The organism is Pseudomonas brassicacearum (assembly GCF_000585995.1).
Taxonomy (GTDB): domain Bacteria; phylum Pseudomonadota; class Gammaproteobacteria; order Pseudomonadales; family Pseudomonadaceae; genus Aquipseudomonas; species Aquipseudomonas brassicacearum_A.
The window spans coordinates 4,748,969-4,772,804 of the sequence record NZ_CP007410.1 but is presented as its reverse complement, the minus strand read 5'-3'; the positions used below and the strand labels follow the sequence as shown (position 1 = coordinate 4,772,804).

Genomic DNA, 23,836 nt, shown 5'->3' with positions numbered 1-23,836 from the left:
CTTGGGAAGATCGACGCTTAAGTGGCGGCTAAAAGCAATCTCCCGGTCCGATGTTTGAGAAAACCCAGCTGAGCTGAGTACCGGGGAAGCAAACCTTAAGGACGAATGATGAACTTGCGACACAGGCCAGTGATGGATGATGACATCAAAACTATCTGCAGCTTTCCCCTCAATGCCCAGGAACTGTTTTATATGTTCCCGAAAGCTCAATACCCTCTGACTGAAGCTCAGCTGTCCCACGCGATTGCTCTCCGATTCGACTCGATGGTTGTCGAGGCAGGGAGCAGTGTCGTCGGTTTTGCCAACTTCTATCGAGCTGAAATGGATGGGGTGTGTTGCATCGGCAATGTTGTCGTTGCTCTAGAAGCACGAGGTAACGGCGTCGCGACCTTCATCGTCGAGACCATGTCTGCATTGGCGTTTAACCGCTATAACGCTTCAGAAGTGCAGATATCATGCTTCAACGAAAATACAGCAGGTCTATTGCTTTATTCGAAACTGGGTTTCTTGCCCGTTGCTATCGAAGAAAGAGTTTCTCCGGATAGTCGAAGAGCAGCGCTCATCCATATGACCCGTAGCAGAGTGGGCCGGCCCTATACTTATTTGGTCTAAAAATGCTTCTTACAGCACCTCTTCTCTTCAAGGTGCTCGCCCTGGAGCGTCAAGATCGCTGATTTGCTAAGAACGCCTTTCCTCTAGAGATTGACGAGCAACTGTTCGATGTCATCCAACTCGACAACATCGCCAACCAGACGGGGATGCTCACGGCCCTACGACTCATATCGTCAGCTTCAGCAGTGACATTGTGGGCTTTAGCAAGCCTACGGACCCGAGTCGCGACGCTATCAGCAGCTGCTTAGGTCATTGAAAAGTCCTCTGCCTACAGCTCAGTAACGCGCACTTAAGAAAACGATGAATCCGTGGCGAGGGAGCTTGCTCCCGCTGGGCTGCGTAGCGGCCCCTTTTGGTGAGCGCTTCGCACTCAAGCGGGAGCAAGCTCCCTCGCCACAGGGTTGTTGGCTGGCAGGTTTATAAAGTGGAGCCTGCCGGTGCCGCATCCAATCGTCGAGCAATCGCATCCATTACGTCGCAACCATCGCGCAGCGGAATGCAACAAAGCTGCGCCAGGTCCTGAAGGGTGGCTGGGTCGATGGTCTGGTCGTCACGCATCGCGATGTTCTCCAGAAACTGGGTAGCGGCACGGATTCGGTAGGCTGCTGCATCGAGCAGGATGTGTAGTGGGGCGGTGGTATCGACGTAGAGGGGTTGATCGTCGGCGTTGCTGGTAAGGCCCATATATTGATTCATAAGTAAGCTCCACTGGAAGAGTTTCGCCACCTATCGTCGCCAAACGAAAAGGTGGCAACTGTACGCAGGTTGGCGAACCGGAGTGGAAGCCGGCAGACCCGAAGATCTCCCGCGTACAGCTGCCATAACGACAACTCTACAGATACGAGAACGCCTGCAACAAGCAAGCGCTTTCGCACACCACTGCGGGTCGCCAAACCCGGTCGCCATCTGGGCGACGCCAGGACTATAGCCGCCACCGCAAAAAATACGCAAGGGATTGATAGGGAAGGGGATTCCCAATCATATGTAGGACGTTGCCATAGCCGTAGGCATTCGAGCTATGGGACCTACAACTCATCGGGCCCACCGCCTACATCTTTCGTGGGCAGATGTCCTGGGGAAGAAGGGGTGGAGCTAATTGAGCAAGAATGGCTCGAGACGGCTGAGGGAAGTTTCAAATTGCTAATAGAAAATCCCGGCAAGATTGCCGTTCTCTACGAATTCGGGGGTGTCAGAAATTTTGTGTTCGGGCATAACATGAGTAAGAGGTGCATGTATGCCAACCAAGAAGAAACCCGCGTTGCGAGAGCTGCCGAAAATCCCGAAAGAGCTGCTTGAGCAATTTACCGATGGACCGATGACCGCTGAAGCCATTGAGGATGCCTCTGCGGCGTTCAAGAAGGCTTTGATCGAGCGAGCCTTGAGTGCTGAGCTTGGCCACCACCTGGGCTATCCGCCGGGCGCGCAGCGCCCAGAGGATGAAACCAACCAGCGCAATGGCAAAAGCGGCAAGACGGTTCTAACCGGTGATGGTCCGCTCCGACTGGATATTCCTCGCGACCGGGACGGCAGTTTTTCTCCCATCCTGATCCCCAAACACGAGCGGCGTTACACTGGGTTCGACGACAAGATCATCGCCATGTATGCCCGCGGAATGACTGTTAGAGAGATCCGTGCGTTTCTTTCCGAGCAGTACGGTACGGACGTTTCTCCCGACTTCATTAGCTCTGTAACCGACGAAGTCATGGCAGAGATCGGTGCCTGGCAACAGCGGCCTTTGGAGCCGATGTATCCGGTTATTTTCTTCGATGCTCTGCGGGTCAAAATCCGCGAAGAGGGGCTGGTTCGCAACAAGGCAATCTACCTGGCCTTGGGTGTTTTGCCTGACGGAACACGCGATATTCTCGGCATTTGGATCGAAACGACCGAGGGCGCCAAATTCTGGATGAAGGTGTTCAACGACCTCAAGACACGCGGCGTCGAAGACGTGTTGATTGCTGTGACCGATGGCCTTAAAGGCATGCCGGAAGCTCTCAGCGCTGTATTTCCGGACACGACACTGCAAACATGCATTGTTCATCTGATCCGCAACAGTCTTGATTACGCGGCTTGGGATAAGCGCCGCGAACTGGCCAAGGCGCTCAAACCGATCTATCAGGCAGTCACCGCCGAAGCGGCCGAGCAAGCGCTGGATGCGTTTGAAAGCGGGCCATGGGGCAAGCAGTATCCGACGGTAGTGGCTGCTTGGCGCCGCGCTTGGGATCGTGTGATTCCTTTTTTCGTTTTCCCGCCGGCGATCCGAAAAGTGATCTACACGACCAACGCCATTGAGAGCATCAACGCTCAACTGCGCAAGATCATCAAGACCCGAGGCCACTTCCCGACCGACGATGCGGCGACCAAGCTGATCTGGCTTGGGCTGCGCAATATCACAGCAAACTGGGGTTCAGCGGCCCATGACTGGAAAAGTGCGATGAATCAATTCGCGATTCTGTACGGAGATCGATTTATCAGACCGACCTGGTAAAAGCATGGCCTGCCTAACGGCAGGCCGTTACCGGCCCGCACACAAAATATCTGACAGTCCCACGAATTCACGCGGCTCGCGTAAAATTTGCTCCAGAACTGCGGGTCTCGAGCCGCTTTCCTGGCGTAGAAGGGTACCGACGAGTAAGCCTCTTTTAAACGTTGCGAGCCCAGCGCCCGCCTTTCGGCTTCCTGGATGCTCAAAGCTCCACTCTGCCAAATCTGCATCCAGAAGCTGTCTGCCCGCAACGTCGCGGAAGGTTTTACTGCGCTATTGTCCGCCAACTTCAGATTGCTCCTTTTATCGAGTTGCCAAACCCAGGCATTTGGGCAACTGCGAGACTATGAACACCCCCGCAAACCCTGCACAAGGGATTGATAGGCCAGATGTTTCCTAATCATTTGTAGGACATTGCTGTAGCCCTACTGTCCATTCCCGCCATTCACCCCCATTTGCAGCCCTACAAATCCCACAATCCAATCGCGCATTCCCACCTGACACGGGATAATACGGCCCGGCTTGAGGTCATGAGTGCCTCCCCTTGATTTGTATTGGCGGCAGAAGGATCGATCGCAATGACAGACTGGCTGCAAAGCTACGGAGAAATGGCCGAACGGATACGCCGCCATGATTGGGACGACACCCCGCTCGGGCCGCCGAAGCAGTGGCCTGACGTGTTGAAAACCACCGTGGCGCTGAGCCTTGCCTCGCATTTTCCCCAAGCCATTGTCTGGGGACCGGATCTGATCACGGTATACAACGATGCTTTCCTGCCCATTCTCGGCGATAAGCCCGAGGCGCTGGGGCGACCCTTCAATGAGGTCTGGCAGGAGGTCTGGAGTGACATTGGCCCGATCGTGCAGGGGGCTTTCGATGGGCAGGCGACTTATATCGAAAACTTTCCCTTGGTCATCGAACGTGGCGGTGGCCCCGAGCAAGCTTATTTCACCTTCTGCTACAGCCCCATTCGCGATCCGTTCGGCAAGGTCTTGGGCATGCTGGACACGGTCACCGAGACCACCTCGACGGTGTTCATGACCCAGCGCCTGGCTGTCTTGGATGCCATCGGTAATGCCGTGGCGAACGCCACCGACCCACAGGCCATCATGGCGACCACCACGCGGATTCTGGCGGCGCACCTGAACCTGTCCAATTGTGCGTATGCGGACATGGACGAGGATGAGGACGGTTTCACGATTCGCGGCGATTGGGCCCGGGCGGGTTCGCCTCATATTATCGGGCATTATCGATTGGCGGATTTCGGTCGGCTGGCGGTCACCAATCTGCGTTCTGGCAAGCCGTTGGTGATCAACGATAACCTCGCGGAGCTGGCGCCAGACGAGGCGGCAACGTTCCAGGCGATTGGTATCGCCGCGACCATTTGCGTCCCGCTGATCAAAAATGGCCGTTTGACCGCGTTGATGGCCATCCACGATAAAACGCCCCGGGTCTGGTCATCCAACGATCTGGCGCTGCTGATGGAAGTCACCGAGCGCTCCTGGGCCCACATCGAACGCACCCGTGCGGACGCTGCCGTGCGTGAAGGCCTGGCGGCCCTGGCTGAGCTGAATGCGACGCTGGAGGAGCGGGTCGAGGAGCGCACCACTCGTCTCAAGCAGACCGAGGCGGCGCTGCGCCAGTCGCAAAAACTCGAAGCCATCGGCCAGCTCACTGGCGGCGTGGCCCATGACTTCAATAACCTGCTGACGATCATTCGCTCCTCCGTCGACTTCCTGCGCATGCCCAACCTGTCCACTGAGCGTCGCAATCGCTACATGACGGCGGTTGCCGAGACAGTCGAGCGCGCTGCCAAGTTGACCAGCCAGTTGCTGGCGTTTGCCCGGCGTCAGCCGTTGAAGCCGCAAGTCATCGATGTGGGCAAGCAGGTGCAGAGTCTGGGGGACATGCTGGAAACCGTCACGGGGGCGCGCATTCAGGTCAAGGTCGAGTTGTGCGACCGGCCTTGTTACGTTCGTGCTGATCTGAGCCAGTTTGAAACGGCCCTGATCAACATGGCGCTGAATGCCCGAGATGCCATGAATGGACAAGGCACGTTGTCGCTTAGGCTTCATTGCGGTGACGGCATGCCGCCGATCCGCGGTCATGCCGGATCCCGGCAGGCCTTTACCGCTATTGCCCTGACGGATACCGGCACCGGCATTACGTTGGATGTGCTCGAGCACATTTTCGAACCTTTTTTCACCACCAAGGAAGTGGGCAAGGGCACCGGGCTGGGGTTGTCCCAGGTGTTTGGTTTTGCCAAACAGTCCGGCGGCAACGTCGACGTTTCGACTGTGGTGGGAGAAGGGACGGTGTTTACGTTGTACCTTCCGGAAGTGGAACCCGAAAAAAACCATGAGCCCGCCAAGGACGAAACCCCGCATCTGGTACTGGAAAAGGGCCGGCGCCGGGTATTGATCGTGGAAGACAACCTGGAGGTAGGACGTTTTGCGAACCAGATCCTCCAGGACCTGGGCTACGAAACGGCCTGGGCGACCAACGCCGAAGAGGCGCTGGAAATGGTCGGCCCCGATGCGAGGGTATTCGATGCGATATTTTCTGACGTCGTCATGCCGGGCATCAGCGGCATAGCCCTGGCCAAGGAGTTGCGTCGGCGTCGCCCGGACCTGCCGGTGGTCTTGACGTCTGGTTATAGCGAAGAGTTGGCCCACAGTGGTCATGAAGGCTTTGAGTTTTTGTCCAAACCTTATTCGGCCGATCAGGTTTCGCGGGTTTTAAACCGGACGATGCTGCGGGCTGAGTGAGTGTTTCCTTTTTGAAACAGTGAGTTCCATTCGTCGGCCAAGGGCTTTACGCAAGCGTCGGTCTTTTAATGACCGACTAGTCTCATGGTCGGGAAGGTCGATATTTTCAGGCAATCGGTTGTTGCCGGTATCGACCTCGATGACAGGGGAAAGGCAATGGGAGCACCGTACAGCGAGGAGAATGTAGCCACGTATCCGATCAATGAAGGGTTGCAGTGTGGCCAATCGGCCTATCATGCAGACTTTGGCGACGAGCCGATCAAGTCCATCAGGACGAAGGTGCCCAAAGTGCAGCGTGGGGAAAAGGCCAAGTTTTTACCCAAGGTCCCGATCAGGAAATAACAGCAAGCGCAGCCCCGTCACTGAACGGGGCTTTTTTTCAGCCGGATTTCGCCAGGGAACAGGCCGCCCCGTAAATATTTTTAATCTTTTTTCAACGAAGGGTTTCTTTCACGTTTCTTTCACAAGCAGGCACGTAGTCTCAGCTCATCCGTTAGAAAGCAGTACCTGGCCCGTTTCCCCAGCGGGCTTTTTTTTGCCTGTCATAAAACTCCCCATCTGTTTACTGTCCAACGAGTATGGCCGATCGCTATCTAGCGTAAACTGACGCTAGCGCGCACCGGCCATCTCTTCCCGATGCGGCATTCTTGAGGTTTCTATCATGCGTTTGACTTTGTCCACCTTGGTGCTCGGGCTTTTGGTTGCCCAGGGCGCGATGGCTGCCGGTGACGGTACCGCTGCGGTGGGTGGTGGCCTTGGCGGTGTGTTGGGTAACGTGGTCGGCCAGCAGATGGGCGGCAGTACAGGCGCCGCGATTGGCGCTGGTGTTGGTGGTGCTGCCGGCAGTGCAGTGGGCGCGCGCAAGGGCAGCCGTACGGAAGCGGCGATTGGCGGTGGCCTGGGATCGGCTGGTGGTTCGATTGTCGGCAACCGCTTGGGCGGCTCTACCGGCTCCACCATCGGCGCGGGCATTGGCGGCGCGGCTGGCGGCGCGTTGGGCAGCAACCTGTCCAATGACAACGACGGTCACTCCGGCGGCAAGAAGCACAAGCATAAGAGAAAGCATCGCTAAGCGGATGCTTGGATGAAAAGACCCGGCCATGTGCCGGGTTTTTCTTGAGCATCTATCTGGAACGATTGGCCGCGCCCCGCCTCGAACTCATACATCCATCAGCAATCGCGAGGTGTGCCATGACGCCGGAAACCGAAGGTAAGGAAGAAAAAGGTCCCACGGGCGTTCCCTTCGTCAATGATCCGGGCGTCAACGACCCGGGCAATGAAGACCCCGGTTCCCTGATGGATGACGCCCAGGTGCCCTTGATCGAGGATGAAGATGCTGAGCTTGAGGATGAATCCTACGATTGAGGCGGCTCAAGCTGATGCCCCGCGTCCTCGAACTGCATGACAGGTGATTCCGCCTGCCAGGAGGTTATATGACTGCCGATTTACCTGTCCCCGACGACGATGAAACCCCGGAATACCCGCTGCCATCGCCGACCGACTCCCTGAGCCGCGACCAGCGTCCGCCTGACGACGAGGCCGGCGTAGAGCAAGTGCCAAGCGACGATGACGAGGTCGAGGCGACCCCCGATGACCCGGACATCGCCGGTGACGATGCTTCTGGCAAACCGAGCTGATAGCCGCGTCCGCCCGTCGATTTCGCGGCACCATCGGCCAACTAAGGTTGCCACACATCAGGTAAGTATCTTGGAAAGGAGACTCACCATGATGAAGCTCAACATGACGGCGTTGACACTCGCCAGCGTTCTTTCCCTCAGTTCGCTGGCTGTCTACGCACAGTCCTCGGGCAGTAATCCGCCTGTGGATAAAGGCGGAATGCCGCCTTCCACCGAGATGGAGGCTGGTTCCAGTTCACCCTCCAGCAATGCCTTGCCACCAGGCTCCGTCGAGGGCGGTAACGGCAGCGACGCCAGCGGCAGCAGCACCAGCCCGGGTACGGGAAGTGGTTCAACGAGCGGCGGTAGCTCCATGGGCGGCGATTCTTCCAGCAGCGGCACCGGAGCCGGCACCAGCGACAGCGGCGGTAGCTCGGGCAGTGGTTCGAGTGGGTCCAGTGGCTCGAGCCAATAACGCCAGCCTGATGCGGATCTTTCTCTAAGGCGAGGGACCAAGCGCCCTCGCCACAATAATGGACGACATATAGATTTTCCGTTGCCTGTCCCAAGCCCCCCTCGTTATCCTGCTGAATCCTTTAAGGCGAACACGCTGACCTGGCCGCACCTGAGCCATCCCTGGAATGTTGTGTTGATAACGGATCAGATGCGATGAATGCACCGCTGAAAGAATTTGGCCCGATCAAGGCTGTGATTTTCGACATGGATGGGCTGCTGCTGGACACCGAGGGGATTTACACCGAGGTCACCTCCATCATCGCCGAGCGTTACGGGCGCACGTTCGACTGGAGCGTCAAGCAGAACATCATCGGGCGCGGCGCCACGGATCTGGCCAATTACGTTGTCCAGGCGCTGGAACTGCCGATCACTCCCGAAGAGTTCCTGGTTATCCGCGAGCCCTTGATGCGCGAGCGTTTTCCTCACGCCCTGGGGATGCCTGGCGCCGAGGAGTTGGTGCGGCATCTGAAAGCCCACAACGTTCCGATTGCGGTGGGTACCAGTTCGTCGAGCCTTACGTTCGAGCTTAAAACCACGTTGCACCGGGACTGGTTCGCGCTGTTCGATTTCATCGTGACGGCGGACGATCCTGACGTCACTGCGGCGAAACCGGCGCCGGATATCTTCCTTACTGCCGCACGCCGCTTGGGCGTTGCGCCGCGTGACTGCCTGGTGTTCGAGGATTCACCGTTCGGCGTGACGGCCGCGAAAGCCGCCGGCATGACCGCCATTGCCATTCCGGATTCGGCCATGGCGGACGAAAAATACGCCCATGCCGACGGGATCATTCGCTCTTTGAAAATGTTCCAGCCGGGCCTGTGTGGTTTGCCGGAACTGGAATGGGCCTAAAAAAAGGGCTGCTGCGCAGCCCTGCGGGAGCAAGCTCCCTCGCCACATGGGTGGAAGCCATGACCGGCGTTTTTCATGCCTGATCAGGCGCCGAAACCACCGTCGATGGTCAGGCTGGCACCGGTGATGTAGCCGGCTTCCGGCCCCGCGAGATAAGCGACGAAACTGGCGATTTCATCGACGTTGCCGTAGCGCCCGATCGCCATCAGCGACATCAGGCTGGAGGCGAAGTCGCTGTCGGCCGGGTTCATGTCGGTGTCCACTGGGCCGGGCTGTACATTGTTGACGGTGATGCCGCGCGGGCCGAGGTCGCGGGCCAGGCCTTTGGTCAGCCCCACCAGCGCGGATTTGCTCATGGCGTAAGGCGCGCCACCGGCGAAGGGCATGCGGTCGGCGTTGGTGCTGCCGATGTTGATGACCCGACCGCCTTCGGTCATGTGTCGCGCGGCGGCCTGGGTGGCGATGAACACGCTGCGCACGTTGATCGCCAGGGTCTGGTCGAAGTCTTCGAGTTTGAATTCGTCCAGCGGTGCCATGGCCAGGACGCCGGCGTTGTTGACCAGGATGTCCAATCGGCCAAAGGTCTCGACCGTGGCAGCGACTGCGTTGCGGATGGCGTCGGCGTCGGCGCTGTCGGCCTTGATCGCCAGGGCCTTGCCGCCCGCTGCGATGATGCTGTTTTGCAGTTCTTCAGACTTTGCCCCAGAGCTGACGTAGGTGAAGGCCACTGCGGCGCCTTCTGCGGCCAGGCGTTTGACGATGGCGGCGCCGATGCCGCGAGAACCGCCCTGGATCAAGGCGACTTTACCGCTCAATGTTTGCGTGCTCATGGTGTTCTCCAAGTGTGCCGAGGCGAGATGCCGCGGTTGATGGACGGAGTATCGAGAAATGGTTCTCGGCTGTGTAGACGCTTATTGATACAGTCTGTGTAAACCAAAAGTTTAGAGTGGCGCCTATGGAGACCTTCAGCAGTATCGAATGCTTTGTGCGCAGCGCCGAAGTCGGCAGCTTTGCCGAGGCCGCGCGACGCTTGAGCGTGACCCCGGCGGCGGTGGGTAAAAGCGTGGCCAAGCTTGAAGCGCGGATGGGCGTCCGGCTGTTCCAGCGTAGCACCCGCAGCCTGACCCTGACGGAGGCCGGCCAGTTGTTCCTGGAAGAGGTTGGCACCAGCTTCAGTACCATCCAGAACGCTGTCGCCAACCTGGCGAGCGTCGGCGGGCAGCCGGCGGGGACGCTGAAGGTGAGCATGGGCACGGCATTCGGTCGCCTGTATGTCGTGCCGTTGCTCGGGGAGTTTTTGCAACGGTACCCGGCGATCAATCCAGACTGGCATTTCGATAATCGGCAGGTGGACCTGATCGGCCAAGGCTTCGATGCGGCCATCGGTGGAGGTTTCGAGTTGCCCTTGGGGGTGGTGGCGCGCAAGTTGACGGTGGCCCATCGGGTACTGGTTGCATCAACTGACTACCTGCAAAACCATGCCACAGTGACCGAGCCGGAAGAGCTGGCGCTGCATCAGGGCATCCTGATCCGCTCGCCCCAGACCGGGCGGATCCGCTCATGGCAACTGACCAGCCGCACCCGGCAACACAGCCCGTTGACGCTTAAAATGCGCATGACCATGAGTGACTCGGAAGCGGCCTGCGCTACCGCAGCCCAAGGGCTGGGCATTGCCCTGGTGAGCATGCCGTTCGCCGTTCCCTACCTGGAATCCGGCGCGTTGCAACGGGTGCTGCCGGACTGGTACGTCGACGATGGCAACATTTCCATCTATTACGCCGAGCACAAGCTCTTACCGGGCAAGACCCGGGCGTTTGTGGATTTCATCATCGAGCAGTTTGCCGAGCAGGGCTGGGGAGAACGGTTCAGTGCGGTTTGAGGCTGGCCGAACGATCTCATTGTCCCTATCGCGAGCAAGCTCGCTCCCACATGGATTTTGGTGTTCACGAAATGTGTGCTCACCGCAAAACCAATGTGGGAGCGAGCTTGCTCGCGATGGGACCGCCGCCGTTTAGAAAATAAAACTCACCGCCCAAACCGCCCCGGCCAGCCAATGATGGTCTTGGGCCGAGGCGTCGCATAGGTGCGCACTTTCGAGGTCGACAACCCCAGTCGCACCAGGGATTCGGCAATGGTCACCGCCGCAGTCACGCCATCGACCACCGGCACCCCGGTGCGCTGGCGGATCTGCTCATCGAGCCCGGCCATGCCGCCGCAGCCCAGGCAGATCACCTCGGCCTTGTCCTGGCTGACCGCCAGTTCGGCCTGGCGCACGATCGCCTCGACCGCCCGTTGCGGATCTTGCTCAAGCTCCAGCACCGCCAGGCCGCTGGCCCGTACCGAGGCGCAGCGGTCGAACAGGCCGGACAGCTTGAGCCGGTCTTCGATCAGCGGCACGGTGCGGTCCAGGGTGGTGACCACCGAATAGGCGTGGCCCAGGAACATGGCGGTGCTGGCGCCGGCGTCGGTGATGTCCACCACCGGCACGTTCAGCAGTTCCTGCAAGCCCTCTCGACCGTGTTCGCCGTAACCGGCCTGGATCACCGCGTCGAATGGCTGGTCGTAGGACATCACCCGGTCCATCACCGCGATGGCCGCCAGGTAGCTTTCAAAATTGCCTTCGATGGAATCGGCGCCGAAATACGGCGTGAGCCCGACAATTTCGGTGCCCGGCGCGGCCACGGCCTGGGCTTGGCGGGCGATGGCCTGGGTGATGGATTCGGTGGTGTTGACGTTGACCACGAGAATTCGCATGAGCTGTCCTTTCCAACGCAAAATAAAGCGGCCCCTGGCTTCCACGGTGCTGCGGTTTGTTCAAGCCTTGGATTTGCTGATGATATTCCCGGCGTGCAGCCCGCATTCTTTCTGCGTGGCTTCTTCCCACCACCAACGACCCTCGCGTTCGTGCTGGTTCGGCAGCACCGGGCGGGTGCAGGGCTCGCAACCAATGCTGATGAAGCCGCGTTCATGCAGGCTGTTGTAAGGCAGCTCCAGCATGCGGATGTAACCCCAGACTTCTTCGCTGGTCATCTGCGACAGCGGGTTGAATTTGTACAGGGTGCGCTCCGGGGTGGAAAACGCCGTGTCGATTTCCAGCACGGCCACCTGGCTGCGGGTACCGGGGCTCTGGTCGCGACGCTGGCCGGTGGCCCAGGCGCGGACATCGCTGAGCTTGCGGCGCAGCGGCTCGATCTTGCGGATACCGCAGCACTCGCCGTGGCCGTCCTTGTAGAAACTGAACAGGCCTTTTTCCTTCACGAAGGGCTCAAGCTTCGTGTAGTCCGGCGAAACCAGTTCGATCTCGATCTTGTAGTGCTCGCGCACCTGATCGATGAAGCGATAGGTTTCCGGGTGCAGGCGGCCGGTGTCGAGGCTGAACACCTTGACGTTCTTGTTCAGCTTCCAGGCCATGTCCACCAGCACCACGTCTTCGGCGCCGCTGAAAGATATCCACAGGTCATCGCCGAATTCGGCGAAGGCCAATTTGAGGATGTCCTGCGGGGACTTGTTGGCATAGGTCGTGGCGAGTTCCACGACGTCAAACGATGGGCTCATCAGGGCGGCTTCCTACAGGTCGGTGGCGCTGGGCGCTCTATATGGGGCTGATGGTAACAAAAGCTGTCGAGGCTGGCGCGCTCCTGTGCGTTGCGCAGCCTCCGGCGAATGGCTAGAGTCGGCAGGCCTTTTGTTCGCTCAATCGATAAACATCAAAAAAATGGGAGTGTCTTGTGGAAATTGCCTGTCTCGACCTGGAAGGTGTGCTGGTCCCGGAGATCTGGATCGCCTTCGCTGAAAAAACCGGGATTGAATCCCTCAGGGCAACCACGCGGGACATTCCCGACTACGACGTGCTGATGAAGCAACGGTTGCGCATCCTCGATGAACACGGTCTCAAGCTTGCCGATATCCAGGAAGTCATCGCCACCCTCAAGCCGCTGGACGGCGCCATCGAGTTCGTCGACTGGTTGCGCGAGCGCTTCCAGGTGGTGATTCTTTCCGACACGTTCTACGAATTTTCCCAACCCTTGATGCGTCAACTCGGCTTTCCGACTTTGCTGTGTCATCGATTGATTACCGATGACAGTGGGCGGGTGACCGGGTACCAACTGCGTCAGAAAGATCCCAAGCGCCAGTCGGTCCTGGCTTTCAAGAGCCTGTACTACCGCGTGGTTGCGGCGGGGGATTCCTACAACGACACCACGATGCTAGGTGAAGCCGACGCCGGCATTCTGTTCCATGCGCCTGAGAATGTGATCCGTGAATTCCCGCAATTCCCGGCGGTGCACAGCTTTGCCGAGTTGAAGCAGGAATTTATCAAGGCGTCGAACCGCAATTTGACTCTTTAACCACTATCCCTGTGGGAGCGGGCTTGCTCGCGAATTCAGTGTGTCAGTCAACATCATCATTTCTGACCCACCGCATTCGCGAGCAAGCCCGCTCCCACAGAAGATGGTGTGGTAACTAAAGGTTCTGCAAGGTTTCCAGCAGCACTTTCACTTTGGTAATCGACTCCTGATACTCCGCCTGCCAATCCGAGTCCGCGACAATCCCGCCGCCACCCCAGCAACACACCTGCCCATCCTTGACCAGCAGGCTGCGGATGGCGATGGAGCTGTCCATTTCCCCGCGTACGTCCAGGTACAGCAACGAGCCGCAATACAGCCCGCGCCGGGTCGGTTCGAGTTCGTCGATGATCTGCATGGCGCGGATTTTCGGCGCTCCGGTGATCGAGCCGCCGGGAAAGCTGCCGGCGATCAGGTCCAGGGCGTCTTTATCGGCGGCCAGCTCACCGGTCACGCTGCTGACCAGATGATGCACGTTCGGGTAGCTTTCCAGGCTGAACAACTCCGGTACCCGCACCGAACCAATACGGCAGGTACGGCCCAGGTCATTGCGCAGCAGGTCGACGATCATCAGGTTTTCCGCCCGGTCCTTGGGGCTGGCCAGTAGCTCGGCGGCGTGGGCAGCGTCTTCGCCAGGTGTAGCGCCTCGGGGCCGGGTGCCCTTGATCGGCCGGGTCTCCACGTGGCCCTCGCTGACCTTGACGAAACGTTCGGGCGACAGGCTCAGCACCGCACCGCCATCCGGTAGGCTCTGGAAGCCGGAGAATGGCGTCGGGCAAGCCGCCCGCAGCGCCTGGTAAGCCGCCCAGGCGTCGCCTTCGCAGGGGGCGCGAAAGCGCTGGGAAAAGTTGACCTGGTAGCAGTCGCCCGCCTGGATATACGCCTGGATACGCTCGAGCGCCTGTCGATAGTCTTCGGCGCTGAGGTCTGGCGTCATGGGCCTTTCAAGGCTGAAGGCAGTAACGGATGGTGCGGCCGGCTGGCTGAACAGCGCGATCAGGCGTTGGCGTTCGTCTTCGCCACAATGGGGGTGGAAGACCAATTGGCTGGTGCCGGCCTGGTGGTCGGTGACCAGCGCCCAGTCGTACACGCCGAACCGCGCATCGGGCAGTTGCAGGTCGTCCTTGGCGTGGGACGGCAAGGCTTCGAGGTGGCGGCCGAAGTCGTAGCTCAGGTAGCCGATCAGGCCGCCGGCGAAGGGCAATTGCACCGTGTCTGGCAGGACTGCATGCCCTAGCTGCGTCAGTTGAGTGCGTAAGCGTTGCAGGAAATCGCCACCGCTCTCGTCCGGTTGCACCGCCAGTTGCTCCAGTGGCCAGGCGCTGAGCAGGTCGTAACGCCCGCGTTCGGCGCTTGGCCGGCCACTGTCGAGCAGCACGCTACCCGGAGCGTGACGGATCGCCGCGAAGTATTCGGCGGGGTTGGCGCGGTAGGGCAGCGGGTGTACGGAGCAGGTTGGCATGGGCGGGGCGGGTCAGCCGTTCAGGCGGGGGAGCGATTGTAATCCTCTGTAGGATTTGCTCCTAGAGGGATGTCGGAGATGAGCACGTCCGGGGCTATCGAAAATACTTGGGTGTGAACACCTTGTGGCGAGGGAGCTTGCTCCCGCTGGGTTGCGAAGCAACCCCCAGGCAGTTGAACGCGGTCAGCCTGATGCACCGTGGTGGCGGGCTTGGGGGCGCTTCGCACCCCAGCGGGAGCAAGCTCCCTCGCCACAGGGGCAAACTTCAAACCTCAGTTTCAGCCCTCAACCGGCGGAATATGCCCAAACAACTCCTGGGCAAACGCGACGCGCTCTTCCGCGGTTTCAACGACACCACGGGCCTTGAGTTCTTCCAGGCGTGCTTCCACCGCATGGGTGCGCAGGGTCAGGCCGCAATCGTTGGCGATCTGGATGTTCAGCCCCGGGCGGGCGTTCAGCTCCAGGATCAACGGACCTTTCTCCTGGTCCAGCACCATGTCGACGCCGATATAGCCCAGCCCGCACAACTCATAGCAACCGGCGGCCAGTTTCATGAAACCGTCCCAGTAGGGCAGCTGTACCCCGTCCACCGCGTTGGTGGTGTCGGGGTGTTTGGTGATGATGTTGTTCAGCCAGGTGCCACGCAGGGTCAGGCCGGTAGCGAGGTCGACACCCACGCCGATCGCGCCCTGGTGCAGGTTGGCCTTGCCGCCGGATTGGCGCGTTGGCAAGCGCAACATGGCCATCACCGGATAGCCCATCAACACGATGATGCGGATGTCCGGCACGCCTTCATAGCTGATGCTCTTGAAGATCTGGTCCGGCGTCACGCGGTACTCGATCAATGCCCGGTCACGGTGACCGCCCAAGGAGTACAGGCCCGTGAGGATGCTGGAGATATGGTGCTCGATTTCCTCGTGGCTGATGATCTTGCCAGACACCGTGCGATAACGGCCCTCGAAGCGGTCGGCAATCACAATGATGCCGTCGCCGCCCGCGCCCTGGGCCGGCTTGATCACGAAGTCGGTACGCCCGCCGATGATCCCGTCGAGCTTGTCGATTTCCTTTTCGGTGGAAATCACCCCATACAGTTCCGGCACATGGATACCGGCGGCGATGGCCCGTTCCTTGGTGATGATCTTGTCATCGACGATAGGGTACAGGCTGCGCTTGTTGTACTTGAGCACGTAATCGGCGTTACGCCGGTTGATGCCCATGATGCCCCGGGCTTCCAGGGCCTTCCAGGTCTTCCAGAAGCCGAACATCAGGAGTCAGCCTTGAGGAAGGCCTTGAACCGCACCAGCTCGGTCAGGCGGTAGCCGCGATAACGCCCCATGGCCAGCATGAAGCCCACCAGGATCAGCAGGATCGCCGGGAAGGTGAATACGAAGTACACCAGCTCCGGCACGCTCATGATCAGGTGCGCCAGGGAGGCGGCGAACAAGGTGCCGATGGCGACTTTCATCGCGTGGCCGGCGCCGCGTTCTTCCCAGGTGATGGACAGGCGTTCGATGGTCATGGTCAGGATCACCATCGGGAACAACGCCACCGACAGGCCACGTTCCAGGCCCAGCTTATGGCTGAACAAGCTGATGGCAGCGATCAGCACCACCACGAACGTCAGCACCACCGAGAGCCTTGGCAGCATCTGCAACTTGAGGTGTTCCAGGTACGAGCGCAGCGACAGGCCCAGCGTGGTGATCACCGTGAACAGGATGATCCCGAAGCCCAGTTGGGTTTCCCGGAAGGCCAGGGCAATCAGCACCGGGGTAAAGGTCCCCAGGGTCTGCAGGCCGATCAGGTTGCGCAGCACCAGGATCACCAGCACGCCAATCGGGATCATCACCATGATCATGAAGGTCTGCTGGGTTTGCAGCGGCAGGCCGTAGAGCGAGTATTCGAGGAAGTTGGCGTCGGTGTTCTCGTCCGTCAGCTTGGCCAGGCGAATGGCGTTCATTTCGCTGTTGTTCATGCTGAAGGTCACGGTGGCTTTCTTGCCGCCGTCGACGGTGATCAGGTTTTCATCGCCGGTCCACCACAGCAGGCGGTCGGTGGGCAGGCCCTGTTCGCCGCTGTCCGGGTTGAAGTACAGCCAGTCGGCGCCGTTGAAACTGCGCAACCAGAGTTCAGGTGTCTGCGGTTGATCGGCGACCAGGCGGATGGTGTGGACCTTTTCCACCGGCACGTGGGCGATGGACAGCACCAATTCGACGATCCTGGCCTTGTTGGCCGATGAGGGATCGCCGGCCAGCAGCAGCTTGACGTTGTCGTCGTTGAGGTTGTTGACGCGCTTGATGGCCTCGCTGATGAAGGTTTCGACATCGGCCGAATGCTGGCGGATCGGCGCCAGCAGGGCTTCGGCGGCCAGCTTTTCCGGGCCTTCGACGGCGATGCTGTCGCGGAAGGTCGGGCCCTTGACCTTGGTTTTTTCGGCGCTGTAGCGCTTGGTCAACACCAACCGGTAATACAGCGTCTGGTTGCCCTTGGCCCGCCGGGCCGACCACGTCACCTTGCGGTTACCGTCGACCCGGTTCACCGCCACCCCGTAATTGTTGGAGATGAAGCTTTCGTTGAGGCTCACGTAGTCGCGGCTCAGGGGGGGCACGAACATCTGGATCTTGACCGGATCCTTGGCATTGGGCACGAACTCGACCTTGGCGTCGATGTTCCACAGGTCGTCGGTGGCGTCTTCGGTGACCGGAATGCCGAGCACGAAAATCTGATAGGCCGTCACCGACAGGCCCAGCACCACCAGGATGGCGATCAGCATTTTCAGATGGAGGGTAAGGGAGCGCATTGGAATTACTCTGCGGTTTGAGCGGCATTGGCGCAGGCGGGTTTGCCGGCAGCGTATTTAAGACTGGGGTCGACCAGTGCGTCGAAGCGCTTGAGCGCCTCGGAACCGATCAGCAACGGGTATTGGAAGGCGCTACGGTCGGTGAGGTTCACTTCGATGCTGCGCAGGGCCGAGCCCATGCAAATGTCCAGCTCGATGACCGGCCGCGCCGTGTATTTCTTGCCTTCTTCCGGGTCGTAGTCACCGGCGCGGCGCTTGATCTTGCTGACCCGGGCCAGCGGACGTTCGATGGGGTGCGAATGGGCCGCGTCGATGGCCAGGTAAAAACGCACCCAGGATTCGCCATTGCGCTTGAAGCGCTTGATGTCACGGGCGCTGAGCGAAGCGGTCTTGGCGCCGGTGTCGAGCTTGGCGGCGACCTCCAGGTCGATGCCCTGCAGGGCTGCGTATTCATTGAGGCCGTACACGGTTTTTTCGCCCGCCACGGCAAGCCCTGGCAGGCACATGAAATAAAGAACAGCGGATAAGGGCTTGAGTGTCATAGATCCTGGTGCGCAGCGTTCCGTTTATCGGTTCAGGCCCTGGCATTACTGCACAAGCTCCCTGGGCAGCCTTCCCTATAAAAGGAGAGCAGCAAATCGCGCGGCATTCTAGCACGGTGGTTTTCTGACGCCACCGCTGGCCGGACGCTACGAGTCATCCAAACGGCCGGTTATGTCTGGTGCTGTTATTAGACGATTGTCGACAATGTTGATTTTGCCTTTGACGTTTATGGGCTTATTGAGTAGTTTTTGTCGTAATGATTTTCAAGGTGTCGACAATATGCTCGATCAGCTCGAATCCCCGGCGATGGCCCAGGACGACTCGGAAACCCTTTCCGAGAACGTCTTCCGACGTATCCAGGCCGCCATCGTCAAAGGTGAAATCGCCCCCGGCAGCAAGATCTCCGAGCCCGAGCTGGCCCGCACCTACGGCATCAGCCGCGGGCCGCTGCGCGAGGCGATCCATCGCCTGGAAGGCCAACGCCTGTTGGTGCGCATTCCCCACGTCGGTGCCCGGGTGGTGTCCCTGAGTCACGCCGAGCTGCTGGAACTCTACGAAATCCGTGAATCCCTCGAAGGCATGGCCTGCCGCCTGGCGGCCGAACGCATGACCCTGGAAGAAATCGACGAGCTGCGCCGGGTCTTGGAAACCCACGAGCGCGATGCGGCGTTCCAGGCCGGTGTCGGCTATTACCAACAGGAAGGCGATTTCGACTTCCATTACCGGATCATCCAGGGCAGCGGCAACCGCACCCTGACGCAAATGCTCTGCGGCGAGCTGTATCAACTGGTGCGCATGTACCGCATCCAGTTCTCCACCACGCCCAACCGGCCACGCCAAGCGTTTGCCGAGCACCATCGGATTCTAGACGCCATCGCCGACCGCGACGGCGAACTGGCTGAATTATTGATGCGTCGGCACATCGGCGCTTCCAAACGCAACATCGCGCGTCATTTCCAGGACAGCGCCACTGAACGAGGTGAGTCATGAGCAACAGCACTCCAGGCCAGCGTTTCCGCGATGCGGTCGCCAATGAGCATCCGCTGCAAGTGGTGGGCACGATCAACGCCAACCACGCGCTGCTGGCCAAACGCGCCGGCTTCAAGGCGATCTACCTGTCGGGCGGCGGCGTGGCGGCCGGTTCCCTCGGCGTGCCGGACCTGGGCATCACCGGCCTGGATGACGTGTTGACCGATGTGCGGCGTATCACCGACGTGTGCGACCTGCCATTGCTGGTGGACGTGGACACTGGTTTTGGTTCCTCGGCGTTCAATGTGGCCCGTACGGTCAAGTCGATGATCAAGTTCGGCGCGGCGGCCATTCACATCGAAGACCAGGTCGGCGCCAAGCGCTGCGGTCACCGTCCGAACAAGGAGATCGTCTCGCAGCAGGAAATGGTCGACCGCATTAAGGCCGCCGTCGATGCCCGCACCGACGACAGTTTTGTGATCATGGCCCGTACCGATGCCCTGGCCGTGGAAGGGCTGGAGTCTGCCCTGGATCGCGCCGCCGCCTGCATCGAGGCCGGTGCCGACATGATTTTCCCTGAGGCCATCACCGAACTGGAGATGTACAAGCTGTTCGCCAGCCGCGTACGGGCGCCGATCTTGGCCAACATCACTGAATTCGGCGCGACACCGCTGTACACCACCGAACAGTTGGCCGGTGCCGACGTGTCCCTGGTGCTGTACCCATTGTCGGCCTTCCGTGCCATGAACAAGGCCGCCGAGAACGTCTACACCGCGATCCGCCGCGACGGCACGCAACAGAACGTCATCGACACCATGCAAACGCGCATGGAGCTTTACGACCGCATCGACTACCACACCTTCGAGCAGAAGCTCGATGCGTTGTTCGCGTCGAAGAAGTAAGGCGCGATCCCCTACAACTTGCCGATTCCCAACAAATTCAAAAATGGAGACAGCAAATGGCCGAAGCAAAAGTACTCAGTGGCGCCGGGCTCCGTGGCCAGGTGGCCGGGCAAACCGCATTGTCCACCGTAGGCCAGTCGGGCGCTGGCCTGACCTATCGCGGCTATGACGTTCGCGACCTGGCGGCTGACGCACAATTTGAAGAGGTGGCCTACCTGCTGCTGTACGGCGAGCTGCCGACCCAGGCACAGCTGGACGCCTATACGCGCAAGCTGAGCCAACTGCGCGACTTGCCCCAAGCCTTGAAAGAAGTGCTGGAACGTATTCCCGCCGACGCCCACCCGATGGACGTGATGCGCAGCGGCTGCTCGTTCCTGGGCAACCTGGAACCCGAGGAAGATTTTTCCCAGCAGCATGACAAGACCGACCGCCTGCTGGCCGCGTTCCCGGCGATCATGTGCTACTGGTATCGCTTCAGCCACGAAGGCCAGCGCATCGAATGCGTGACCGACGAAGCGTCCATCGGCGGCCATTTCCTGCACCTGTTGCATGGCAAGAAGCCGAGCGAGTTGCACGTCAAGGTGATGAACGTGTCGCTGATCCTCTACGCCGAGCACGAATTCAACGCCTCGACCTTCACCGCCCGGGTCTGCGCGTCCACCCTGTCGGACCTGTTCTCCTGCATCACCGCCGCCATCGGCTCGCTGCGCGGCCCGTTGCATGGCGGGGCCAACGAAGCGGCGATGGCGATGATCGAGCGCTTCCAATCGCCGGAGGAGGCGGTCAAGGGCACCTTGGCGATGCTCGAGCGCAAGGACAAGATCATGGGCTTCGGCCACGCGATCTATAAGGACAACGACCCGCGTAACGAGGTGATCAAGGGCTGGTCGAAAAAACTCGCCGATGAAGTGGGCGACACGGTGCTGTTTCCGGTTTCCGAAGCCATCGACAAGACCATGTGGGAGCAAAAGAAACTGTTCCCCAACGCCGATTTCTACCATGCCTCGACGTACCACTTCATGGGCATCCCGACCAAGCTGTTCACGCCGATCTTCGTCTGCTCGCGCCTGACTGGCTGGGCCGCCCATGTGTTCGAACAACGCGCCAACAACCGCATCATCCGCCCGAGCGCCGAATACACCGGCGTCGAACAGCGCAAGTTCGTGCCAATCGAACAACGCTGAGTGGAAGGGCGCTGACGCTGCAACTGAAGGAATCTAAAACCCCTTGTGGGAGCGGGCTTGCTCGCGAATGCGAACTGACATCCAACATTGATGCCGACTGATACACCGCCTTCGCGAGCAAGCCCGCTCCCACAGTGGACCGAGTTCACTTCAGTAGCTGCGCTAGCCCCTTCTGAAACCACCGTGACCCGAGTCCTGACGATGAACACAGAATTTCGCAAACCGCTGCCCGGCACTTCGCTGGATTATTTCGACGTTCGCGAGGCGGTGGATGCCATCCGCCCCGGCGCCTACGACGGCCTGCCGTATACCTCTCGCGTGCTGGCGGAGAACCTGGTACGTCGCTGCGACCCGGCCACGCTGCGCGAGTCGCTGCTGCAACTGATCGAGCGCAAGCGCGACCTGGATTTTCCCTGGTTCCCGGCCCGCGTGGTGTGCCATGACATCCTCGGCCAGACCGCGCTGGTGGACCTGGCCGGCCTGCGCGACGCCATCGCCCTGCAGGGCGGTGACCCGGCGCAGGTCAATCCGGTGGTGCCGACCCAACTGATCGTCGACCACTCCCTGGCCGTGGAAAGCGGTGGTTCCGATCCCCAGGCCTTCGCCAAGAACCGCGCCATCGAAGACCGGCGCAACGAAGACCGGTTCCACTTCATCAACTGGACCAAGAAAGCCTTCAAGAACGTCGATGTGATTCCGCCGGGCAACGGGATCATGCACCAGATCAACCTGGAAAAAATGTCACCGGTGATCCAGCAACGTGACGGCGTGGCGTTCCCCGACACCTGCGTGGGCACCGACAGTCACACGCCCCACGTTGATGCCCTGGGCGTGATCGCCATCGGCGTCGGTGGCCTGGAAGCCGAAAGCGTCATGCTGGGCCGCGCCTCGTGGATGCGCCTGCCGGAAATCATCGGCGTCGAGCTGACCGGCCAGCTGCAACCGGGCATCACCGCCACCGACATGGTGCTGGCGTTGACCGAATTCCTGCGCAAGCAAAAAGTCGTCGGTGCCTGGCTGGAGTTCTTCGGCGAAGGCGCCAGTGCCCTGACCCTGGGCGACCGTGCGACCATTTCCAACATGGCCCCGGAATACGGCGCCACGGCGGCGATGTTCCATATTGACCAACAGACCATCGATTACCTGAAACTGACCGGCCGCGAAGACGAGCAGGTGCAACTGGTCGAGACCTACGCCAAGCAGGCAGGCCTGTGGGCCGACAGTCTCAAGGGCGCGCAATACGAGCGCGGCCTGACATTCGATCTGTCGTCGGTAGTGCGCAACATGGCCGGCCCGAGCAACCCCCACGCCCGCGTTGCGGTATCGGATCTGGCCGCCAAAGGCATTTCCGGTCATTGGGATGATGTGCCAGGGCAAATGCCGGACGGCGCGGTGATCATCGCCGCCATTACCAGTTGTACCAACACCAGCAACCCGCGCAACGTGATCGCCGCTGGCCTGCTGGCGCGTAACGCCAATCGCCTGGGCCTGGCCCGCAAGCCGTGGGTCAAGTCGTCCTTGGCGCCGGGTTCGAAAACCGTGGCGTTGTACCTGGATGAAGCCGGTCTGACCAAGGAGCTGGAACAACTGGGCTTTGGTGTCGTGGCCTTTGCCTGCACCACGTGCAACGGTATGTCCGGCGCCCTGGACCCGGTGATCCAGCAGGAAATCATCGACCGTGACCTGTACGCCACCGCCGTGCTGTCGGGCAACCGCAACTTCGACGGGCGCATCCACCCATACGCCAAGCAGGCGTTCCTCGCGTCGCCGCCACTGGTGGTGGCCTACGCCATCGCCGGGACCATCCGCTTCGACATCGAGAAGGACGTGCTGGGCGTGGTGGACGGGCGGGAAATTCGCCTGAAGGACATCTGGCCGAGCGACGAAGAAATCAACGCGGTGGTCAAGGCCTCGGTGAAACCGGAGCAGTTCCGTCAGGTGTACATCCCGATGTTCGCCATCCAGGAAGACACCGGGCCGAAAGTCACGCCGCTGTACGACTGGCGCCCACAAAGCACCTACATCCGTCGCCCGCCTTATTGGGAAGGGGCACTGGCCGGTGCGCGCCCGCTCAAGGGCATGCGCCCGCTGGCGGTGTTGCCGGACAACATCACCACGGACCACTTGTCGCCGTCCAACGCCATCATGCTGGACAGCGCCGCTGGTGAGTACCTGGCGAAAATGGGCCTGCCGGAAGAGGACTTCAACTCCTACGCGACCCACCGCGGCGATCACCTGACGGCGCAACGCGCGACCTTCGCCAATCCGAAGCTGTTCAACGAAATGGTCCAGGAGAACGGCAAGGTCAAGCAGGGCTCCCTGGCCCGGGTCGAGCCGGAAGGCAAGGTCATGCGTATGTGGGAAGCGATCGAAACCTACATGGAGCGCAAGCAGCCGCTGATCATCATTGCTGGCGCCGACTACGGCCAGGGTTCGTCCCGGGACTGGGCGGCCAAGGGCGTGCGCCTGGCCGGTGTCGAGGCGATCGCCGCCGAAGGTTTCGAGCGCATCCACCGCACCAACCTGGTGGGCATGGGCGTGTTGCCGCTGGAGTTCAAGCCCGGGACTGATCGCAAGACCCTGGGCATCGACGGCAGTGAAACCTATGACGTGGTCGGCGAACGTACGCCGCGTGCGACGTTGACCTTGGTCATCACTCGCAAGAACGGCGAGCGCGTAGAGGTGCCGGTGACCTGTCGCCTCGACACTGCCGAAGAAGTGTCGATCTACGAAGCCGGTGGCGTGCTGCAACGCTTCGCCCAGGACTTCCTTGAAGCGGCGGTGGCCGTTTAA

The 23,836-nt window shown here is 60.2% G+C and carries 23 protein-coding genes and 1 pseudogene; 15 read left to right on the top strand and 9 right to left on the bottom strand.

Annotated features, from left to right (window positions below; translation table 11 throughout):
- The first annotated feature begins 108 nt into the window (after positions 1-108).
- Complete coding sequence (locus CD58_RS20180; protein ID WP_025214791.1) at positions 109-612, top strand: GNAT family N-acetyltransferase; 504 nt, start codon at positions 109-111, stop codon at positions 610-612.
- Here the strand turns inward: CD58_RS20180 and CD58_RS31525 are convergent.
- A pseudogene (locus CD58_RS31525) lies at positions 609-844 on the bottom strand (hypothetical protein); the annotation flags it as partial. The gene CD58_RS20180 and the pseudogene CD58_RS31525 sit on opposite strands and share 4 nt — an antisense overlap.
- 185 nt (positions 845-1,029) lie before the next feature.
- Positions 1,030-1,308, bottom strand: coding sequence for a hypothetical protein (locus CD58_RS20175; protein ID WP_025214790.1), 279 nt, complete (start codon positions 1,306-1,308; stop codon positions 1,030-1,032).
- A 538-nt stretch (positions 1,309-1,846) separates the two neighbouring features.
- Here CD58_RS20175 and CD58_RS20170 point away from each other — a divergent pair.
- The 8 genes from CD58_RS20170 to CD58_RS20140 all read left to right on the top strand — a co-directional run bounded on the left by CD58_RS20170 (position 1,847) and on the right by CD58_RS20140 (position 8,843).
- Complete coding sequence (locus CD58_RS20170) at positions 1,847-3,097, top strand: IS256 family transposase (protein ID WP_025211138.1); 1,251 nt, start codon at positions 1,847-1,849, stop codon at positions 3,095-3,097.
- 575 nt (positions 3,098-3,672) lie between these two features.
- Positions 3,673-5,862 (top strand): response regulator, encoded by a 2,190-nt coding sequence (locus CD58_RS20165; RefSeq protein WP_025214789.1) that lies wholly within the window; start codon positions 3,673-3,675, stop codon positions 5,860-5,862.
- Between the two features lie 84 nt (positions 5,863-5,946).
- Positions 5,947-6,204: a hypothetical protein gene (locus CD58_RS20160; RefSeq protein ID WP_235195278.1), complete on the top strand. Its 258-nt coding sequence runs from the start codon at positions 5,947-5,949 to the stop codon at positions 6,202-6,204.
- A gap of 319 nt (positions 6,205-6,523) precedes the next feature.
- Positions 6,524-6,934 (top strand): glycine zipper domain-containing protein, encoded by a 411-nt coding sequence (locus CD58_RS20155; protein ID WP_025214787.1) that lies wholly within the window; start codon positions 6,524-6,526, stop codon positions 6,932-6,934.
- Between the two features lie 119 nt (positions 6,935-7,053).
- Entirely contained in the window at positions 7,054-7,227 is a 174-nt protein-coding gene (locus CD58_RS31280) for a hypothetical protein (protein WP_200868892.1), read from the top strand.
- A gap of 68 nt (positions 7,228-7,295) precedes the next feature.
- On the top strand, positions 7,296-7,499 hold the full coding sequence (locus tag CD58_RS20150) for a hypothetical protein (RefSeq protein WP_025214786.1): 204 nt from the start codon (positions 7,296-7,298) through the stop codon (positions 7,497-7,499).
- An 88-nt stretch (positions 7,500-7,587) separates the two neighbouring features.
- On the top strand, positions 7,588-7,953 hold the full coding sequence (locus CD58_RS20145; protein ID WP_025214785.1) for a hypothetical protein: 366 nt from the start codon (positions 7,588-7,590) through the stop codon (positions 7,951-7,953).
- A 194-nt stretch (positions 7,954-8,147) separates the two neighbouring features.
- Entirely contained in the window at positions 8,148-8,843 is a 696-nt protein-coding gene (locus CD58_RS20140) for an HAD-IA family hydrolase (protein ID WP_025214784.1), read from the top strand.
- An 83-nt stretch (positions 8,844-8,926) separates the two neighbouring features.
- On the opposite strand, the gene CD58_RS20135 is transcribed toward CD58_RS20140, so the two are convergent.
- A complete protein-coding gene (locus CD58_RS20135; protein WP_025214783.1) occupies positions 8,927-9,673 on the bottom strand; it encodes a 3-oxoacyl-ACP reductase family protein in 747 nt (248 codons plus the stop codon).
- Positions 9,674-9,798: 125 nt separating this feature from the next.
- Between CD58_RS20135 and CD58_RS20130 the strand changes: the two genes are divergently transcribed.
- Positions 9,799-10,722, top strand: a complete 924-nt coding sequence (locus CD58_RS20130; protein ID WP_025214782.1) for a LysR family transcriptional regulator — start codon at positions 9,799-9,801, stop codon at positions 10,720-10,722.
- Between the two features lie 146 nt (positions 10,723-10,868).
- Here the strand turns inward: CD58_RS20130 and CD58_RS20125 are convergent, their stop codons facing one another.
- The gene (locus CD58_RS20125; RefSeq protein WP_025214781.1) at positions 10,869-11,597 is read right to left on the bottom strand and encodes an aspartate/glutamate racemase family protein; all 729 of its coding nucleotides are present in this window, start codon (positions 11,595-11,597) and stop codon (positions 10,869-10,871) included.
- Positions 11,598-11,657: 60 nt separating this feature from the next.
- A complete protein-coding gene (locus tag CD58_RS20120) occupies positions 11,658-12,398 on the bottom strand; it encodes a phosphoadenylyl-sulfate reductase (RefSeq protein WP_025214780.1) in 741 nt (246 codons plus the stop codon).
- Positions 12,399-12,571: 173 nt separating this feature from the next.
- Between CD58_RS20120 and thrH the strand changes: the two genes are divergently transcribed.
- Positions 12,572-13,189, top strand: a complete 618-nt coding sequence (gene thrH / locus CD58_RS20115; RefSeq protein WP_025214779.1) for a bifunctional phosphoserine phosphatase/homoserine phosphotransferase ThrH — start codon at positions 12,572-12,574, stop codon at positions 13,187-13,189.
- A 115-nt stretch (positions 13,190-13,304) separates the two neighbouring features.
- On the opposite strand, the gene pabB is transcribed toward thrH, so the two are convergent.
- The 4 genes from pabB to CD58_RS20095 form a co-directional block, all read right to left on the bottom strand.
- Positions 13,305-14,648 carry an aminodeoxychorismate synthase component I gene (pabB, locus tag CD58_RS20110; protein WP_025214778.1) on the bottom strand — a complete coding sequence of 448 codons (1,344 nt, stop codon included), beginning with the start codon at positions 14,646-14,648 and terminating at the stop codon, positions 13,305-13,307.
- Between the two features lie 278 nt (positions 14,649-14,926).
- Positions 14,927-15,913 carry an alpha-L-glutamate ligase-like protein gene (locus CD58_RS20105; protein WP_025214777.1) on the bottom strand — a complete coding sequence of 329 codons (987 nt, stop codon included), beginning with the start codon at positions 15,911-15,913 and terminating at the stop codon, positions 14,927-14,929.
- The gene (locus CD58_RS20100) at positions 15,913-17,445 is read right to left on the bottom strand and encodes an inactive transglutaminase family protein (RefSeq protein WP_025214776.1); all 1,533 of its coding nucleotides are present in this window, start codon (positions 17,443-17,445) and stop codon (positions 15,913-15,915) included. The genes CD58_RS20105 and CD58_RS20100 overlap by 1 nt, the downstream gene beginning before the upstream one ends.
- A 5-nt stretch (positions 17,446-17,450) precedes the next feature.
- The gene (locus CD58_RS20095; protein ID WP_025214775.1) at positions 17,451-17,987 is read right to left on the bottom strand and encodes an ATP-dependent zinc protease; all 537 of its coding nucleotides are present in this window, start codon (positions 17,985-17,987) and stop codon (positions 17,451-17,453) included.
- Between the two features lie 280 nt (positions 17,988-18,267).
- Between CD58_RS20095 and CD58_RS20090 the strand changes: the two genes are divergently transcribed.
- From CD58_RS20090 to acnD, 4 genes are all read left to right on the top strand, one after another.
- A complete protein-coding gene (locus CD58_RS20090; RefSeq protein ID WP_025214774.1) occupies positions 18,268-18,978 on the top strand; it encodes a GntR family transcriptional regulator in 711 nt (236 codons plus the stop codon).
- Positions 18,975-19,859, top strand: a complete 885-nt coding sequence (prpB, locus tag CD58_RS20085; RefSeq protein ID WP_025214773.1) for a methylisocitrate lyase — start codon at positions 18,975-18,977, stop codon at positions 19,857-19,859. The genes CD58_RS20090 and prpB overlap by 4 nt, the downstream gene beginning before the upstream one ends.
- A 56-nt stretch (positions 19,860-19,915) precedes the next feature.
- Complete coding sequence (prpC, locus tag CD58_RS20080; RefSeq protein WP_025214772.1) at positions 19,916-21,043, top strand: bifunctional 2-methylcitrate synthase/citrate synthase; 1,128 nt, start codon at positions 19,916-19,918, stop codon at positions 21,041-21,043.
- Positions 21,044-21,244: 201 nt separating this feature from the next.
- Entirely contained in the window at positions 21,245-23,836 is a 2,592-nt protein-coding gene (gene acnD / locus CD58_RS20075; RefSeq protein ID WP_025214771.1) for a Fe/S-dependent 2-methylisocitrate dehydratase AcnD, read from the top strand.